Annotated in this window: 18 protein-coding genes; 12 read left to right on the plus strand and 6 right to left on the minus strand. The window is 56.3% G+C overall.

Going from position 1 to position 17581, the window contains the following annotated elements; all coding sequences use genetic code 11:
- Nucleotides 1–20 precede the first annotated feature (20 nt).
- Together fghA and IE089_RS04105 are read right to left on the minus strand one after the other, a co-directional pair.
- Complete coding sequence (gene fghA / locus IE089_RS04100) at nt 21–863, minus strand: S-formylglutathione hydrolase (protein WP_308428833.1); 843 nt, start codon at nt 861–863, stop codon at nt 21–23.
- A gap of 152 nt (nt 864–1015) precedes the next feature.
- Nucleotides 1016–1423, minus strand: a complete 408-nt coding sequence (locus tag IE089_RS04105; RefSeq protein WP_189475398.1) for an MAPEG family protein — start codon at nt 1421–1423, stop codon at nt 1016–1018.
- Nucleotides 1424–1582: 159 nt separating this feature from the next.
- On the opposite strand from IE089_RS04105, the gene IE089_RS04110 reads away from it, so the two are divergent.
- The 7 genes from IE089_RS04110 (at nt 1583) to ppk1 (ending at nt 8861) form a co-directional block, all read left to right on the plus strand.
- A complete protein-coding gene (locus IE089_RS04110; RefSeq protein ID WP_189475399.1) occupies nt 1583–2407 on the plus strand; it encodes an alpha/beta fold hydrolase in 825 nt (274 codons plus the stop codon).
- A complete protein-coding gene (locus IE089_RS04115) occupies nt 2407–3636 on the plus strand; it encodes a nucleoside recognition domain-containing protein (protein ID WP_189475401.1) in 1230 nt (409 codons plus the stop codon). Before IE089_RS04110 ends, IE089_RS04115 begins: the two co-directional genes overlap by 1 nt.
- 46 nt (nt 3637–3682) lie before the next feature.
- The gene (locus IE089_RS04120) at nt 3683–4708 is read left to right on the plus strand and encodes an AraC family transcriptional regulator (RefSeq protein WP_189475403.1); all 1026 of its coding nucleotides are present in this window, start codon (nt 3683–3685) and stop codon (nt 4706–4708) included.
- Between the two features lie 107 nt (nt 4709–4815).
- On the plus strand, nt 4816–5070 hold the full coding sequence (locus IE089_RS04125; protein WP_189475405.1) for a hypothetical protein: 255 nt from the start codon (nt 4816–4818) through the stop codon (nt 5068–5070).
- A 719-nt stretch (nt 5071–5789) separates the two neighbouring features.
- Nucleotides 5790–6197, plus strand: a complete 408-nt coding sequence (locus IE089_RS04130) for a hypothetical protein (protein WP_189475407.1) — start codon at nt 5790–5792, stop codon at nt 6195–6197.
- A 119-nt stretch (nt 6198–6316) separates the two neighbouring features.
- Nucleotides 6317–6556: a hypothetical protein gene (locus tag IE089_RS04135; RefSeq protein ID WP_189475410.1), complete on the plus strand. Its 240-nt coding sequence runs from the start codon at nt 6317–6319 to the stop codon at nt 6554–6556.
- 163 nt (nt 6557–6719) lie between these two features.
- Complete coding sequence (gene ppk1, locus IE089_RS04140; protein WP_189475413.1) at nt 6720–8861, plus strand: polyphosphate kinase 1; 2142 nt, start codon at nt 6720–6722, stop codon at nt 8859–8861.
- 240 nt (nt 8862–9101) lie between these two features.
- Here ppk1 and IE089_RS04145 read toward each other — a convergent pair whose 3' ends face one another.
- Nucleotides 9102–10253, minus strand: coding sequence for an AraC family transcriptional regulator (locus tag IE089_RS04145; protein WP_189475415.1), 1152 nt, complete (start codon nt 10251–10253; stop codon nt 9102–9104).
- A 65-nt stretch (nt 10254–10318) separates the two neighbouring features.
- On the opposite strand from IE089_RS04145, the gene IE089_RS04150 reads away from it, so the two are divergent.
- The 3 genes from IE089_RS04150 to IE089_RS04160 are packed head-to-tail and all read left to right on the plus strand — an operon-like array spanning nt 10319 to nt 13885.
- Complete coding sequence (locus IE089_RS04150) at nt 10319–10891, plus strand: DUF1214 domain-containing protein (protein ID WP_189475417.1); 573 nt, start codon at nt 10319–10321, stop codon at nt 10889–10891.
- A complete protein-coding gene (locus tag IE089_RS04155) occupies nt 10888–11409 on the plus strand; it encodes a DUF1254 domain-containing protein (RefSeq protein ID WP_189475419.1) in 522 nt (173 codons plus the stop codon). The genes IE089_RS04150 and IE089_RS04155 overlap by 4 nt, the downstream gene beginning before the upstream one ends.
- A 43-nt stretch (nt 11410–11452) precedes the next feature.
- A complete protein-coding gene (locus IE089_RS04160; RefSeq protein WP_189475421.1) occupies nt 11453–13885 on the plus strand; it encodes a TonB-dependent receptor in 2433 nt (810 codons plus the stop codon).
- Nucleotides 13886–14004: 119 nt separating this feature from the next.
- On the opposite strand, the gene IE089_RS04165 is transcribed toward IE089_RS04160, so the two are convergent.
- A complete protein-coding gene (locus IE089_RS04165) occupies nt 14005–14418 on the minus strand; it encodes a GFA family protein (protein ID WP_189475423.1) in 414 nt (137 codons plus the stop codon).
- 128 nt (nt 14419–14546) lie between these two features.
- On the opposite strand from IE089_RS04165, the gene ypfJ reads away from it, so the two are divergent.
- Both ypfJ and IE089_RS04175 read left to right on the plus strand, forming a co-directional pair.
- Entirely contained in the window at nt 14547–15464 is a 918-nt protein-coding gene (gene ypfJ / locus IE089_RS04170; protein WP_189475425.1) for a KPN_02809 family neutral zinc metallopeptidase, read from the plus strand.
- Nucleotides 15465–15495: 31 nt separating this feature from the next.
- Nucleotides 15496–16212 (plus strand): ABC transporter permease, encoded by a 717-nt coding sequence (locus IE089_RS04175; protein WP_189475427.1) that lies wholly within the window; start codon nt 15496–15498, stop codon nt 16210–16212.
- Here IE089_RS04175 and IE089_RS04180 read toward each other — a convergent pair.
- On the minus strand, nt 16191–16601 hold the full coding sequence (locus tag IE089_RS04180; RefSeq protein WP_189475429.1) for a YkvA family protein: 411 nt from the start codon (nt 16599–16601) through the stop codon (nt 16191–16193). The genes IE089_RS04175 and IE089_RS04180 overlap by 22 nt on opposite strands.
- A gap of 15 nt (nt 16602–16616) precedes the next feature.
- Complete coding sequence (locus IE089_RS04185) at nt 16617–17492, minus strand: helix-turn-helix transcriptional regulator (protein WP_189475431.1); 876 nt, start codon at nt 17490–17492, stop codon at nt 16617–16619.
- Nucleotides 17493–17581 lie beyond the last annotated feature (89 nt).

Consider the following 17581-nt stretch of genomic DNA (forward strand, 5'->3'; position numbering starts at 1 on the left):
GGGTTCTCTAGCCTGACAGCTTATTCCGCGGCCAGTGTCTGGGCATGAAAGGCGATATGGCTACCGATGAAGCTGGCCACAAAGTAGTAGCTATGGTCGTAGCCTGCCTGTCGGCGAATAGTGGCAGCGTAACCCTGTTCGCTACAGGTTTGCTCCAACAACTCTGTGCGCAACTGCTCTTCCAGGAAGTCATCGGCTTCCCCCTGGTCCACCAGCAGTGGCAGCTGCGATGCACCTGCTGCGATCAGGGCGCAGGCATCGTAGTTGGCCCATTCGCTGTGGTCTTCGCCGAGATAATTGCCCAGCGCTTTCTCACCCCAGGGGCACTGGGTAGGCGCGACAATGGGTGAGAAGGCAGACACTGAGGTGTAAGTGCCGGGGTTGCGCAGGGCAATCACCATTGCACCGTGTCCACCCATGCTGTGGCCGGAAATACTGCAGCGCGCGCTGTCCAGACTGTCAAATCCGGCTGCGATTTCAGGCAGCTCCTGGGTGACATAGTCATACATGCGGTAGTGCGAACTCCACGGCGCCTGCGTGGCATTCACATAAAAGCCTGCGCCTTTACCGAAGTCCCAGGCGCCCTCGGCGTCATCCGGCACATCATCGCCACGCGGGCTGGTGTCGGGGCAGAGGATGGCGATGCCGTGTTCCGCTGCGTAGCGCTGGGCGCCAGCCTTGTGCACAAAATTCTCGTCGGTACAGGTAAGCCCGGATAGCCAGTACAGCAATGGCACTTTCTGCGTTTTGGCTTGGGGCGGCAGGTACAGTGAGAAAACCATCTCACAGCCCAGGGTCTGTGACTGGTGCTTGAAGCGAAGCTGCTCCCCTTCGAAGCAGCGGTTGGAGGCCGTTTGTTCCAGTGTCATTGCGTAAGTCTCGTGCGCTAGGGAGGCGCCAATTTACTGTAAGGCGGACCACCTTGCATCCCTGCGTACAGGGGCGGGCAATGATGTGCCTTTTAACGCGGCCCGCGCGAGGCGCAGCACGGAACCTGTTGTGGCCGCTTGTGAATCTAGGCAATGGCCATAAAGCCCGTAATGAGCAAGGCCGCCGTCCCCAGCAGAGACAGGCCAAACATAATCGATCTCAGCGTCTGGATGTTCAGGTAATAACACAGAGCGTACAGTGCTCTGGCCACAACAAAGGTCCATGCTGCGTAGGCAGTAGTTTGAGCAGATGCGCCGGACAATACACAGAATGCCAGGGCCACCAAAAAAATTGCGATACTCTCATTGGTATTGGCGACCGTTCTGACCGCCCTGAACAGCAGCAGTTCGTGATCGGTGGTAACCGTGTCTCCCGGCGTGTGTTTGGCGCGTAAACCCACCACGTCAGCGACCAGTAGTTGGCAGAACATCAGCGCACCCAGTGCGCCCAGTGCCATGATGGTGTCGGAGTGGCTCTGGATAAGCGCCATCATAGTGTCTTTCCCTTGTTCGAATGTTGTTGTTACGGGCGGCCAGCAAACAGGTGTTCAAGCTTACATGCTAAGCCCGGTCGCGGCAGAGTGTTCGGTAGCTTACTACCGGTGTTCTGTTACGGTAACCTGCCATCAACATCGATTGGGCAAAAAGCAGTAATGACAAATCGGATTGAGGTGTTTGGCGAGGGTTTAGAGCCCGTGCTCTTTGCTCATGCGAATGGTTACCCACCGGGTAGCTACCTTCAGCTGTTTGCTGCACTTACTGACCGTTGCCGTATAACAGCGGTGAAGCACCGGCCTCTATGGTCGGAACAGGGGCCACCGACGCGACTGAATTGGTCGGTGTTCACCGATGACATGATGCGATACATGCCTACGCCCGGTGAAGAGCCGGTCTGGCTGATGGGGCACTCGATGGGCGGTATTGTCGCCATTCATGCCGCGCTCAGGCGGCCGACGGCCGTGCGCGGCCTGATTCTGATTGATCCCGTGCTGCTGCCAACGCGAGATGTCCTGGCGATGCGCCTGACACCCGCCAGTCAGCGGGGCAAGATTCCCATCATTCGAGGTGCGCTGGGGCGCCCTCACTACTTTGAAAGCTATCAGGCTGCATTTGACTTTTATCGTCGCAAGGGCGCCTTTCGACGTTTTTCGGACCAGGCACTGTGGGATTACGTGCACGCAGCCAAGCACCCGACGTCTTCGGGCGGGGTGCAGTTGTCTTACAGCGGTGAGTGGGAGGCGAAGGTGTATACCTCCGGTCCCTGGATCTGGCCTCAATTGCCGCGTCTGGGGACACCCACACTGGGATTGGTGGGTAAAGATTCCGACCTAATTTCAGAGGCAACCATCAAACGTTGGGAGTGGTTGCAGCCATCGGCGAGCCTGCAAGTTTGCCCGGGCGGGCACTTATTGCCGATGGAGTACCCGGAAGACGTGGCCACGCGAGTGCTGCGCTTTATGGATACGCTGGATAGCTGATGCTGCACCGTATCTGGTTAGGGTTTTTTGTTATCGCCTTCGCCAGCGGTGTCTACCAGTGGTTATGGTTGTCTGACAGCGATGTGTTTGCCCGCATGGTGGCGGCTTTGTTTGATATGGCTACCTTATCCGTTGAACTGGCAATCGGGCTGATTGGCCTGATGGCGCTCTGGCTGGGGGTGGTCGCCATTGGAGAAGCCAGTGGTCTGATCGAAAAACTGGCCCGTGGCTTATCCCCACTGTTCACTCGCCTGATGCCTGAAGTGCCTGCGGGTCACCCGGCAATATCTTCAATGACGCTCAACCTCTCGGCCAATGTGCTGGGCCTGGATAACGCGGCGACCCCGCTGGGCATAAAGGCCATGCGCGACCTGCAAACGCTGAATCCGACGCCGCAGATCGCCACCAATGCCCAGATACTCTTCCTGGTGCTTAATACTTCCTCTGTCACCCTGTTTCCCGTGACGGTGTTGCTGTACCGGGCGCAGATGGGGGCGAGTGATTCCGCGGCTGTTTTCATTCCCATTCTTCTGGCAACCAGTTGCTCGACGCTCGCCGGTCTACTGGTGACCGCCTCGGTGCAACGGATACCGCTGCGCGATACGGTGGTCCTGGCCTACCTGGGTGCCGCCTTTGCGGTTTTGCTGGCTCTGGTGGGCTGGTTTATGACGCTGACAGCCCAGGAGTTACAGCGCCAATCCAGCCTGGTGAGTAACCTGCTGATCCTGTCTCTGGTGCTGACTTTTTTGTTGGTTGCGCACCGGCGTACAGTCAATGTTTACGACACCTTTATCGAGGGCGCCAAGCAGGGCTTTGAGACAGCAATATCAATAGTGCCTTATCTGGTGGCAATGCTGGTGGCTATCGGTGTTTTTCGTGCGAGCGGCGCGCTGGATCTTTTGCTTGACGCCGCACGATCTGTTGTTGCACTCGCCGGAGCAGACAGTCGCTGGGTCGATGCCATGCCCACAGCGGTGATGAAGCCGCTGTCGGGCTCGGGTGCGAGGGCGATGATGATCGACACCATGAACACCTATGGCGTGGACTCATTTCAGGGGCGCTTGGCTGCCACTTTTCAGGGCTCTACGGAGACAACCTTTTACGTACTGGCCGTTTACTTCGGCTCCGTCGGTATACGCCATGCCCGTCATGCATTGGCCTGCGGGCTGACAGCGGATGTCGCAGGCATAGTCGCGGCAATTGGGGCGGCCTACTGGTTCTATGGTTAGCAGTCCGGCTAAGATTGAGCAGACTATGCATGGATGAATCCCGCCTATGAGTGATAGCACCGTTCCTCAGCATTCAATGCTCGCCACCTTTGTGCTGCCTATCGCCCGCGCGCTGCGCTTGCGCGGTGTGGACCCAATACCTTTGTTTGAAGAGTGCGGTATCGACCCCGCTGGGTTGGCGCGGCCTGACTGGCGGATTCCCAACGTCCAGGGTGATGCCCTAATGCATTTGGCCATTCAGGAAACTGACGATGAGGCCTTTGGCCTGTTGGCGGCTCAGCAGCTGCAACCGCAAGTGTTACATGGTCTGGGGCTGGCATGGCTTGCCAGCGATACGGTGCTGGACGGACTGAGACGGCTGACTCGCTTTGGGCAGGTGATCAGCACCGGCGCTAACCCCGCGCTGGTTGAAGAGGGCGATCGCGTCCACGTTGTGCTCGCTGATGCGCCGGGCGCCGATGAGGTAGTGCCGGCGGCCATCGATTACTCAGTCGGCATGATATCGCGCATGTGCAACCTGACCCTGGGTGAGTTTATTGCACCACTGAGCATCGATATGCGCAGACCGGCGCCTGGCGAGCCGCAGCGATGGGAATACGAATTGTCCTGCCGCGTTAACTTCGAGGCCGAGGTAACGCGTATCACCTGGGCGAGTGCCGATATTCAGGACCCACTGGTTACCGGTGATTCTGAACTCGCGCGAGTGAACGATGAACAAAGCCAGGCGTATCTCGATAGCTTCCTGACCCATAGTACTACCCGGAAAGTGGTAAACGAGATCGTCAATCGACTGCCTGATGGCCCGCCCAGTCAGGAGCAGATAGCCAGTGACCTGAGCCTGAGCAATCGCACCTTGCAGCGAAAGCTGAAGGAGGAGGGCACCAGTTTCATGGACCTGCTTCAGGATACGCGCCTGCAATTGGCTCAAAAGTACCTCAAGCAACCCACGCGATCTGTTCTGGAAGTGGCCTATATGCTGGGCTTTTCCGAGCCCAGTACCTTCTCGCGTGCCTTCAAGCGATGGACTGGAAAGGCGCCGGTAGAGTACCGCGAGGAACAGCAGTCCGATTGATCTGACTGACGCGTTGGCGCCGCCGGCCATCAGGTTGGCGTAGGGGGTCATCACAAAACACCGCCAGCGCAATTACAGTGCCCACGTCCACAACTGGAGGCATTGTGATGAACCATCCGCTACTGACCGTTACCGACAAAGTAATGAACATGATCCGCTCTATGGTGTGCTTGGCTATGCGAGTGGCCCATAGGCGGGGCGCAACCAGCGATGAGATCGCTGACTTTCTCAGTGATTGGGCGCCAGATAGCCCCGGTGTGTACCACACCGGCCTGATTGAGCGGGCCCTCGAAGATTTAATGTCTGAAGGTAAAGTGTTTCAGGCAGGTGCTCGATGGTACCTCGCAGGTGCCGTGCGATGAGTCATTGCCCAGCTTGCGGGTCGGAGCGCATTGCGCGGCGCGGGGCTTTGTTCCGCTCTGTGATGCGAAACGAACTGCCAGCTGCCACTTTTGACTGGTACAGCCTTGAACACGATGGGGCGAGGCCGCCTAAATCCCTGTTCCTGCTTGGGATAGTGCTGTTCTTGGTGGTGAGCCTGCCCGCCGTCGTACTCTGGTCGCTGGGGTGGTACCAATTGATCCTCTGGCTTGTGGCAGCAGGCACTGTACTTGTTTGTGCACTCGTATTAGACATTCTCATCACCCACAAGCGCTATCGTCGATGGGCCAGTGGGTGGGTCTGCGACGAGTGTCGTCACACCTTTTAGTGGCTCATTGCTGGTCATTTTTCGTGCAAAATTTGCACTTTCCCTAGAGTCGACTATGTTGAATGTGGCACGCGCGCCCGCGCGTGCCACACGTCCCCTGGCCGATGTTTCTGCCCCGAAACATACGGCTAACTTGGCCCGCTGCCATTTCATGGTCGCGGGCTTTTTTTTGATTTAAAACATATAGATAGAGCATATATATAAAGCGCGTCTAGGTTGTGTTGGTGTGTTTTGTCGCCAGCGGCCATGCACTTGTCGCGCACTGCCATGTGGCGAATCAGACAATGTCCGTAATCTTTCACCTGACAGCGAGGAGAGCAGACAACTGCTCCGAGAAACGCGCGAGGCGCGATTAACAGGTAGGAGATAGTCATGCACGAACTGGTACTGAGAATTAACGAGCCCGAAAAGTGTTACGTGTTTGCGCGCAATGCCGTGCGCAAAGGGCATCCTGAGCTGGCGACCCAGGCGTATCGCAGAGCTGTGGATCTGCGCGCTGAACAGCATGACACAGGCAGTGAGGCCGAGTTTGCCGCAGTGCGAGCAATTTATGCCTACGAAGAGGCATTGAGCCACCTGAGAGGCAAGCGCACTCGCGCCACTGGCACCTGGCAAATGGTCAATCGTCTGGGCGTGTTGGTGGCCCTGGCCAAGCGACTTGAGTCGCGCAACGGTGAGGACGTATCGCCTGCGCTCAAAGAGCTGGCAATGGAGGACTACAGTTTTGAAGCGGTGCGCAACGCGTACCCGGACGCATTCGAGCATCAGCAAGCAGCTTGATGCCGATACAGGCTCCATGCGGAGAAGTTCCCTACCTTGGCCCTGCCCGCACAGTTCGGGAGTGACAGGGCCTTTTTTAGGGGAGCTCAGCAACCGTTCGGCTAAAGGAGATCTAAGTGATGAAAACACTGGCATTAACTTCAGATACCGGCAGCCATTGTGTTGCCCTGGAGTTCACGGAATTTGAATTGACCACACTGGTGGCACTGGTTGAGCAAGGCGTTACCGCCTTGGGGGTGCAGACAGAGGAATCGGGCGAAACCGATTTGGTCAAACAACGTATGAAAGCGGTAGCTGTTGAGTTCGGCAAGGTACTTGCCCACTTTGAACTCCTGGCTTCCAACGACGAACCCCTGTAGGAAACATCCCTACCTTTACCCGGCCAATGGCCGGGTTTTTTTTGCCCGCGAAAAGGCGCTCTGTTCCAATACCGTAGTGCGCGAACTGTCTTATTCTGTTCATCAATGTGTAATATCGTTAGCGGTTGTTACCTGATCGATCAGTGATCCGCGCGGAGCGTCCATGTCAAACCCCTTAAAGAAACGGCTCGCCGATCTGGATGACAGCCTGTTCATCCCTCGTGAGCTCAGCTGGCTGTCGTTTAATTCCAGAGTGCTTCAGGAGGCGGCAGACCCCCGGACGCCCGTGATACAGCGACTGCGCTATCTCGGCATTTTCTCCAACAACATGGATGAGTTCTTTCGAGTGCGGGTAGCGGAGGTGAGAAGGCTGATCTCCGTTAGCAGCGGTGCCCAGCGCCAGCGCGCCAAAGACCTCCTGGTGGATATTCAAAGCGAAGTTGTTGCGCTTCAGCGGGATTTCGAGCGCATCTATGACGATGTACTGCGGGCACTTCGTCAGCGAAAGATCTACATGGTGAACGAGCGTCAGCTGGATGAGGGCCAGGCGGCGTTTGTGCAGAGCTATTTTACCAACAAAGTATTGCCGGAGTTGGAGCCAATCCTCCTGCGGGACGGGCAGGCCATTCCGGTACTCACTGACGAGTCGCTTTATCTGGCAGTGGATATTCTCTCGGGTGACGATTATTTCTACGCGCTGGTGGAACTGCCCACCGATCACCTGGATCGATTTGTAGAGATTCCAAAGCGTAAGGGGAAGGGTGGACGCGTATTCATGGCGTTGGACAACGTGATTCGCGCCTGTCTGCCCCAGGTTTTCCGGGGTGTTGTGCCTATCGACGAGGCGTCTGCTTACTGCTTCAAGTTCTCCCGAGACGCAGAATTGGAATTGGACGCCAGTATTACTGAGAGCCTGATTGAGAAGATGGCTACCAGTTTGAAGCAGCGTCGCAAAGCCGATGCTGTCAGGTTTGTCTACGACGAAAAAATGCCGGAGCGTTTGCTGAGCTACTTGCGAACGCGTTTTGGCTTTGGCAAGTACGATAGCCTGATTCCGGGCGGGCGCTATCACAACTCTAAGGATTTCATCGGATTCCCCAATGTGGGGCCCAAGTACCTCGAGTTTAAACCTCTGCCGCCCATCAGGATTGAGCGCCTTGAGCAGGGGCGCAGTCTTTTCGATACGATTCGCGAACGCGATGTCTTTTTGTATTACCCCTATCACCCCTTCGACTACATCGTCGATTTACTGAAAACGGCGGCGCTGGATCCCCAGGTGTTAACCATTCGTATCTGCCTTTACCGGGTCGCCTCGGACTCGCGCATTGTGGATGCCCTGTTGAATGCGACAGCCAATGGCAAGCGCGTGATGGCCGTGGTTGAGCTGGCGGCGCGTTTTGACGAAGCCGCCAACATTAGTTGGGCTCAGCGACTGACCGAAGCGGGCATCGAGGTAATCTTCGGCATACCGGGACTCAAGGTACACAGCAAGCTGCTCTTGATAGAGCGGCGTGAAGAGAAAGGCATTCGCTATTACAGCCATGTGGGCACGGGCAACTTCAACGAAAAAACAGCGCGACTCTACACGGACTTTACTCTGCTGACCCGTGACCAGAATATTGGAAAAGATGTAGCCAGCATCTTTGAGTTCCTGAAGTACCCCTACCGTCGGCCCAATTACAAGCTGCTGCTGGTTTCACCACACAGCTCCCGCAGCGGTCTGATGGAGTTGATTGACCAGGAAATCGCCAACGCCCGCGATGGCTATCACGCCGAGATGGTGCTCAAGTGCAATAACCTGGTTGATCGGCAGCTGACCATGAAGTTGTATGAGGCCAGTGATGCCGGCGTTGACGTGAAGCTCATTGTTCGCGGTATGTGCTCCCTGAAACCAGGCGTCAAAGGTATCTCAGACAATATTCGCGCGGTCAGTATTGTGGATCGTTATCTGGAACACCCGCGGGCCTATGTTTTCCACAATAAAGGTAACCCTCGCTATTTCATTGGGTCGGCGGATCTTATGACGCGCAATCTGGATTATCGGGTGGAAGCGCTGTGTCCCATATTCGATGAGGATGCGCAGGATGTGATGCAGGCGATCCTGGATCAGCAATGGCATGACAATGTGAAGGCCCGAGTGCTGAATGCAGAGCAGGATAATGTGCGTGTTTCAGTACGCAAGAAGGTTGCGCGCATCCGCTCCCAGGAGACCATCCATCGTTACCTGAAAACCGGGAAACTGCCGCGCTACCCTAAAACCACTATGCGTGATGGGCCCAAGCGACGTCGTAAGAAGAATCTCTGAATGTGATAACGAGCATAGGAGATGTTGGTTTTCGTACTGATAAAAACGTGCCGATGGGCAAGCATGACTGAGGCTATAGGTTAATGGGAAGAGTAGCCAGAAACCGTTCCGATCTAGGTTGTTCTTAGTGCGTTGAAATATGGAGCCCGGGTACGGCTTGGGTGTTGGCGTTCATCAGTGCATCTACACCTCAAACTCTCCCCACCTTACCGGGCGGATCGGGCTCCATCCAACGCCGCCTTACTGGGATCTAGACGATGGTGTCGATCCCTGATGGAGGCGTTTGGAGTATTGCCGCGGCGACATCTTCAAGTGTTTTTTAAAGAATCTCGAAAACGCCGCCGCATCGGTAAAGCCCAGGCGCTCACTAATGGCCAACATATTGAGATCGGAGTCATTTAGGTACTCCAGGGCGAGGTCAATACGCGCGATATCGAATAGGCTCTGATAGGTGGTGCCGCCCTGTTTTAACTTGTGTTGCAGCGTGCGCGGACTGAGACCTAGTGAGTCCGCCACGCGATCTACTGACGCTTCCTCCCTGTTCAGCGACAGACGAATAGCACGATCGACTTCCAATACGAACGGTATATTCCACTCTACATCGTCAGATGTCGCATAGGGTTGTGCAAATGTTGGTCTATCAGCCACAACCGTAATGGTGCGCTCAGAATCTGCCTTGCTGATGCGGATTGCGTTGGCGTCCTGATTGAAACTGAGTTTGTCCCCAAAGACCTTGTACAGAGGTCTTGGATTTTCGGGAGCAGAGTGGCGGAACTGTACCTGCTCTGCACGCCAGTTGTTGCCCAGCAAGCGCCGCATCTCATGCATGAAGATCGCACACGCCAGTTCCACGACCTGAACTCGGCTGGTATTCAGGCCTCGCCCCCATTTCGGGTCCCATCTCGCTTCGAGGGATATGGACATTCCCCGCTCATCCTCGATCAATGGGGAAGATATAGTGCTTGCGTGGGACTCCAGGTGCGCGGCAATGGTGCGCAACACCTCGCCAACCGTTTTCGCCCGGCGAATCAACTGCCACACCGGACCCAATAAATGCCAACCCTGTATTGGCGCCAGCTTCAGGGAAAAGAATCGATCACCGCAGACAGACGCCGCTTCCTCGAGGTAATCATTGAATACGCCTCCCTCGATAAAAAGATCCGGCCTGTACAGTGCGGACGGCGTTAGGCCCACACGACGGGCTATGCATTCCGGGTCATGCCCATAGCTCTCAACCAGGTTCGCCACTCCCGCGAACGCTCGACTCGGCGTGTTTTTGATCATGGGAAAGTTACTTTCGAGGCACCAATCATTGCGCGATATATCAAGTTTGACCCGCAACGGAACAATACCATGGTCGAGGAAATTGCGCTGAATCAGCACCAGTTCCATTAGTAAAAAACAATACGGGGGTCATCACAATCATCACTCTACGCACCCTACGCTGGCCATTGGCAGTGCTGCTGAGCCTGGCCTTTTCCGCTCTTCTCCTGCTGGTGACCATTAAAGCTGGGCTGGGGAACTCCTTCCTGAAAAATGGCGACTGGCGCACCAGCGAGAGCATTGGTGCCGCAGATGCTGACGTCATTGTCAGGGCGGTGGTTGCCATTGGTGGCTTGTTGGCTTCTACCCGCGAAGACTCCATGTATTACACCATTAGTTCAGTGGCCGGGGAGCCTCTGAACCTGGACTGCCGCTACCGCATTGAAGGCGGCGACTACGACGCCAACTGGTGGAGTATCACGGCCTACGGGTGGGACTACTTCCTGATCCCCAATGAGCAGAAGCGCTATTCCTTCAACAACGACAACATCAACCGCGGCGAGGATGGCCGCTGGGTTATTCACGTTAGCGCCACGGAGGAGAATGGCAACTGGCTACCGGTGGGACCGTCCGGTGCGCCTGCATCTGAAAAGTCTACCCATCACGACTTCGACTTATTGCTGCGGCTGTACACGCCCGGCGAGGCCTACTTGCAGAACCCTGGGTCGGCACCACTGCCTGTGGTTACGCAGGAGGGCTGCTCATGAGCTGGTTGCGCTGGATAGCAGCAATTTTAGTGTGCGGCTGGCTGGGGCAGTACGCGCTGGCCATGCTGGTACCGCACCTGGTGATGGAGCGCCTTTACCAAAAATTCGCAGAAGCACGAGCGCCTAATCAGATGAACCTGACTCCGCGGCCTGATGAAAACTCTCGCTGGGTGGTACGCCCAAGCCCGGACCTTCTCTATGCCAGTTGCCTGTACAACCTCGAGCAGGGACCGGTAGTGATTAGCGCCCCCGTGCCCGAGCGCTACTGGTCCATGCAGTTCTATCAGATGAACACCGATAACTTCGCCGGGATTAGCAACCAGCGTGAGCAGCGCTTTCGGGTTGGGACACGCGTTGAGGTAACCCTGATCGGCCCCGACGCTGACCCCGCCGAATATTCCGGTGAAGTCATTCAATCGCCCACTACCCGCGGCGTTATGTTATTGCGCGCGTCGGGCATCGGTGATGCATCACAGTCGCAGGCCGCCATCGCAGGGAGCCGTTGCGCGCCTCTATAGCTCTTACAAATTTAAACAATAAACACAAAAAGGAAACTGGATTATGCACGCTACATACGAACGACTCCGACGCAATGCTCCTGGTAAGACTGTGCTGGCTGCCGCGGTTGCCAGCCTCAGCGTAGCCGGCGCCACCGAGGTAAATGCTCAGGCTCTGGTGCTGGAAGAAGTTATTGTGACTGCACAGATGCGGACTGAGAGCCTGCAAGACGTACCCATCTCCGTTGCCACCATGAGCGGCGACAGAATTGATGATCTCGGTTTCGTTTCGCTCCAGGAGATCACTCAATACATGCCGAACGTGACAGTCAACGCCGGCTCAGGTACGCCTAACCTGTTCATTCGCGGCATTGGCTCCGGCACCAATCAGGGCTTCGAGCAGTCTGTGGGGATGTATATCGATGGCGTCTATGCAGGTCGCGGACCACTGGCGGCGGTGCCAACCACCATGGATCTGGCGCGCGTTGAAGTTCTTAAGGGCCCTCAGGGGATTCTATTTGGCAAAAATACGATTGCTGGTGCAATCAATATCACCAGCAACAAGCCCAGCGACGAGTTCGAGAGCATGGTCGAGGCGATGTACGAGTTCGAATACGGTGGGCAACAATACAACATGGTTCTGAACGGTCCGTTGACAGACGGATTGTCTGGACGTCTCGCTGTACGACACGATGCGCCCGGCGATGGCTGGTGGGAAAACGTTGCCACCGGGGATGACGGCCCTGAGTTTGACAACTGGTATGCCCGCGGCAGCCTGCGCTGGGAAGCCACGGACAACTTGGAAATCAATGCCAAGTACGAGTACGGCGATTTCGAGAGTGATAATACGCAGACGGTTGTTTATCAGTCGGATTTCGTCGGACAGGAAAACTTTGCTGGCGTAGTGCCGATTCCCGTGGTCTCGGACTTCGATAAGGGTGCAGGGGATGCTGGGACCCGCAAAACGACCGACACGGAAGTCCTAGCCCTAACTATCGATTGGCATATGGATTTTGCTACGTTGACTTCGATCACGTCCTACTCGGCCTATGACTTGCTATCGACTGGCGATACCGATGTCGCCGCCGCACCCTCTCTCCATCGTACACGCTGGGAAGACTTCGAACAGTACAGCCAGGAACTGCGTCTTGTATCACCAGGCGGCGAGACTTTCGACTGGATTGCGGGCGCTTATTTCCAGCGCAATGAGCTGGATATCAGCCGGCGCTTGGAAACCGTGGATTTTCTGCAGTCGGGCCCTTTAAGCACCTCCGCCTTGTATGCACCGGACCCCGGCGTTCCCAGTGTTTTCGATCAGGAAGCCGAGAGCTGGGCAGTCTTTGGCCAGGGGACCTGGAATGTTACTGACGCCCTGCGCCTGACGCTGGGATTACGCTACAACGAAGAGACAAAAGATCTCGACAAAACCACTAACTCTGAGGGTTTACAGGTCAGGGCAGGATTTAATCCTAATCTTCTCGTATATTCCGATCCCGCCAATTTCTACTCGATTGCAGACCTGCGCCAGCACAGCTTTACCGACCTGAGTCGCGATGAAGACAAAGTGACTTACTCCACCAATGTTCAGTGGGACGTTACCGACGACACGATGCTTTACGCCAGTGTCAGCACCGGTTTCAAGGGCGGCGGTTTCGATGAGTCCTATAGCGGTGCTGGCTATGAGATTCGCCTCGTGAACCCAATTACCAACGAGCCCCTCGGAGGATCTGTTCCCGGAAACGACCCATCGATACTCGAGGTCGAAGACGAGGAGGTTCTAGCCTATGAACTGGGTGCCAAGATGAGCTTGCTGGAGGGCGCAGCGGAATTGAATTTTGCTGCTTTTCGGATGGAGTACGACAACTTACAGGTCAGTTCGTTGGTCGGTGATGTTTTCCGTGTAGGTAATGCGGCCGAGGCGATTAGTCAGGGTTTGGAACTGGATGGCCGCATAGTGTTGGCCGAGGGACTGACTCTTGGTGGCGCAATCGGCTACCTGGACGCCTCCTATGAAGACTTCACCGGTGCCACCTGTACCACCCCCCAATCCATGGACCCGGCGAACAATCCCGGTTGCCTGACTGAAGACGGCAGTAATATCACTGCACCACGGCAGCCCGGCGGACAGGATCTCAGCGGAGAGACACTGGTATTCGCGCCGGAGTGGAGTGCCAGCCTGTTCGCCCAGTATGTGGTTCCTCTGGGGAGCAGTATGGAGCTGATCAATAGCTTGGATATCAACTACAGCGATGAGTTTTTCACGGCGCTCGATCTTGATTCGAATACCCCTCACGACGCGACGACTATCGTTAACGTCCGTATTGCCCTAGCCAGTATCGATGACACGTGGTCATTGGCCCTGATAGGCAAGAACCTGACTGATGAAGAGACATATCTCTGGAGAGACGACTTGCCGGTTACAAACTCCAACAGCTACTACGCCGTGCCGGAGCGGCCGCGCACGATAGCTTTGCAAGCCAGGTACCGGTTTCGTTGATCCCCGCGGCGGCTGACCAGCGGCATGTTGGCGCAGCCGTCATTTCAATCGCACAGGCAGGATGTTTGTGCGGAAAGAGAGGTACCAAGTTAACCCGACGCAGGTTGGCTTATGCGCGGCTAGCTAAAATCCTGACCCTGAACCTCGCGGCAGCTCTCTGGAAATGCTATCCAGTTGTGGCGATGCTCGCCCCAGGCAGCGAACTGGGGTTGCGGGAAATCAGGGTCAGTAAAGCAGCCGACTGCGATGGCCAGTATGCCGGGCGTTGCCTCAGACTCCACATATACGGTTGAACCACAGTTCGCGCAAAAGTGGTGAACTGCTTCGTTGGTTGAATCGCAGGGTCTTTTCCAGCGCTTGGCGTCTCCGGCGATGGAGAGTTGCTCCATCGGGAAAAAGGCCATCACCCCAAAAGGGGCGCCGGTGCGGCGTTGGCATGCCTGGCAGCTACAGGCTGATACCCAGGCTGGCTCCCCTTGTGCTTCAACACTAAGCTTGCCGCAATTGCACCTGGCTTCTCGCTGTTTGCTCATACACCTACCTTTTACTGATAACGCTGCGCGCCCGACTATTGTCGACAGGCAGAGGCCGACGGTTTATCCCGGTCGCCCGCATCGACTAAGCTGTTACTGTAAGTGACCGAGACCGTGAGGGGAACATCATGCGCTGGAAAGGACGTCGACGCAGTGACTATGTGCAGGACAGGCGATCGCAGCAGCCTGCGATGGGCAGTGTCGGTGGCAGCTCCGGGCTGCTTCGACTGATTCCAGCCCTGCTAGGAACGAAATCCGGTCGCACCATACTCACTGTAGGCGTATTGGTCATAGTGGGTAGCCGCATGATGGGTATCGACTTGCTACCGCTGCTGCTAGGCGGCGGTGGCACCAGTGCAGTTCAATCATCAGGTGCCGGTAGCAGCGCCACCACAACCGAGGCTGAGGATGAATTGGCAGAGTTTGCTGCGGTTATCCTGGCGGACACCGAAGACACCTGGGGACAAATTTTTGCTGCCGAGGGGCGCCAGTATCCACCGCCGACGCTGGTGCTATTCCGCGGGCAGGTGCATTCCGCCTGTGGGACGGCATCTTCAGCCGTAGGTCCGTTCTACTGCCCTGCAGATCAACAGCTTTATCTGGATCTCGACTTCTTCGATGAACTCTCCCGCCGTTTTGGCGCGCCTGGTGATTTCGCTCAAGCCTACGTTATCGCGCATGAGGTCGGCCATCACATTCAAACTGTCCTGGGTATCAGCCAGCGCGTTCGCGATCAGAGCAGGGGACTTGCTCAAGCGCAGGTTAATGCCTTGTCAGTCAGGCAGGAGCTGCAGGCAGATTGTTTTGCTGGAATCTGGGGTCATTATGCGAGTGCGCAAGGCGACTTTCTTGAGTCCGGCGATTTTGAGGAAGCTATTACCGCGGCGTCGGCGATAGGTGATGACACGCTGCAACGCAATGCGGGCGGTCGGGTTGTGCCAGACAGCTTCACCCATGGCACATCCGAGCAACGCATGCGGTGGTTCCGAACAGGTTTCGAGCAAGGTAGCCTGAACGCCTGTGACACCTTCGCCAGCCGCGGATAACGGCGCGCACTGCGCTGGCAATCGCTTGGTAATGATTACTCTTGATCTCTCTCAGCTGGCTTTGTCGCTAGTGCCGGCGATACTCACGTTGTTCCTCTTGTTGCGCTGGTCTATGTCTGTGCGCGAGGCGATCTATGCGCTGTTGCGAATGCTGCTGCAACTGCTGGTGGCGGGGTATGCACTGGCGTGGATATTTGGCGCCGGCAGCGGCGCTTTGATTCTGCTGGTGCTCGCTGCCATGGTGACAGCATCGGCCTGGATCTCCTTGCGAACTGTTCCGGAGCACCGTCGACGGTTGCTGCTGTGCGCCTTTGGGGGAGTGTTGGTAGGCGGCGGACTGACTCTTCTGTTTGTGACGCAGGTGGTGTTGCGCTTAGAGCCATGGTATCTGCCCAACTACATGATCCCACTCGCGGGCATGGCACTGGCTAACGCTATGACCTCCATCAGCCTGGCGGCAGAACGTTTTTTCTCAGAGCTCAGCCACGGCGTGTCATGGGAGGCAGCCCGGATCAAAGCTTTTGAGACCGCAATGATACCGGTGATTAATTCACTGTTTGCGGTAGGGCTGGTGTCGCTGCCGGGAATGATGACGGGCCAAATATTGTCCGGCATATCACCGCTGATTGCAGCGCGCTATCAAATCATGGTGATGTGTATGTTGTTTGCCAGTTCCGGATTGGCCACGGCTGTTTTTCTCAGTTTGAGTAAGCGCGCTTTAGCGGATCATTCGCGTCCTGGCTCCTGATCTTCCTGCGCAGAACTGTCTGCTTCACCCTCGCCAAACCAGGTGGCCATGCGGTCGCGGGCTTTTTCCTTAACATCATCATTGATGTAGGCAGCCACCGCCGCAACGGCCAGCGCCAGCACGCCCAGGTCGTCTGCGTAACCCACGCCGGGTGTGAGATCGACAATTGCATCCAGCGGCGTGATGAAATACCCCAAAGCACCAACGATAGTGGCCTTGGCCCATGCGGGTGCCTTCTCCTCCTGAAGTGCGTAATAAAGCCACAGTGCCTTCTCGACCAGTTCGCGGCCCGCAGTGAGGGCATAGTGTTTTAGCTTGTCGTTGAAGCTTTGCTCTGAGTAAGCCTCTTCGTAGCGGTTGGGGTCGGGATTGTCGGGTGACTGTGACATGTTTGCTCCGGGCGCTCAGCTGAACAGCCAGGGTTCTATAGCGTCGCGGTTGTTAACAACAATTTGTTGGGCGATGGGGTCGTTTAACAGTTCGGCAGGATCAAGGTGCAGCAGTTTAAGCGCATAGGGTACTAACTTGGCCCGGGTGGTGATTAGCAGGGACCCTTCTTGCATGCCGTAGTCAGCAGCAACGACCGCCTGCTGCTGTTCGGTCAGTTTAGGATGGGGTCGTACATCAATGGTGACTTTGGTGTTCCAGTCCGTGTCTTGGTCAACACCGTGAGGAGAGTCGTCCATGATGTCGGGTTCACCACGAAAACGGCTGAGTACGAAATCCCGGTAATCCTGGTTTTTCTCGCACCAGGCGCGCACGTGCCACCGCAGTCCGGTAAACACCAGCGTGTGGGGCACAATGATGCGCCCCTCCCGGTCAGGGTTCTTGATTGAAACGTAATCCACTTCGAGGCGGCGCTGTTGCCGTGCGGCCTGCATGATGGGACGCAGCGTCTCTGGACTCACATCGCGAACCGGCACGCGTAGCACGTCGATATTTGCGACGTTGAGCGACAGGGACTCGAATACGTTCATCAGCTCGTTGTTTCTTGCCATCAGGTGCAGGTATTCGTCAGCCAGACCCTGTGTCACTTTGGGCGAGAATGCCGGTGTGGGCTTGTAGCCTTTGAGGTATTTGTCGTAGACCAGGTTTCCGGGTCCAACCTCACGAGCGTAGGTGTTGATGTCTTTGCTGGCTTGCTGGCGACCGATGCCAAAGGTTTCGCACAGATGCCGCGTGGTCAGGCGTCCCTCCCAGAGAGCAAGGGTCTCGATGTAGCGGTAGCGCAGCAGCAGGTCCCAGCGGAAGGGCCATTGCCCACGATCAGGAGATTTCATAGAACAATCGCTTCCAGACGATACTGATAAGAGTAACGGAGTCTGGACGAGGGGTATACGGCGACCGAGGTACGTGCTTGTCGGTTGGC

Origin of the sequence: Parahalioglobus pacificus, assembly GCF_014652275.1 — a bacterium.
GTDB lineage: Bacteria > Pseudomonadota > Gammaproteobacteria > Pseudomonadales > Halieaceae > Parahalioglobus > Parahalioglobus pacificus.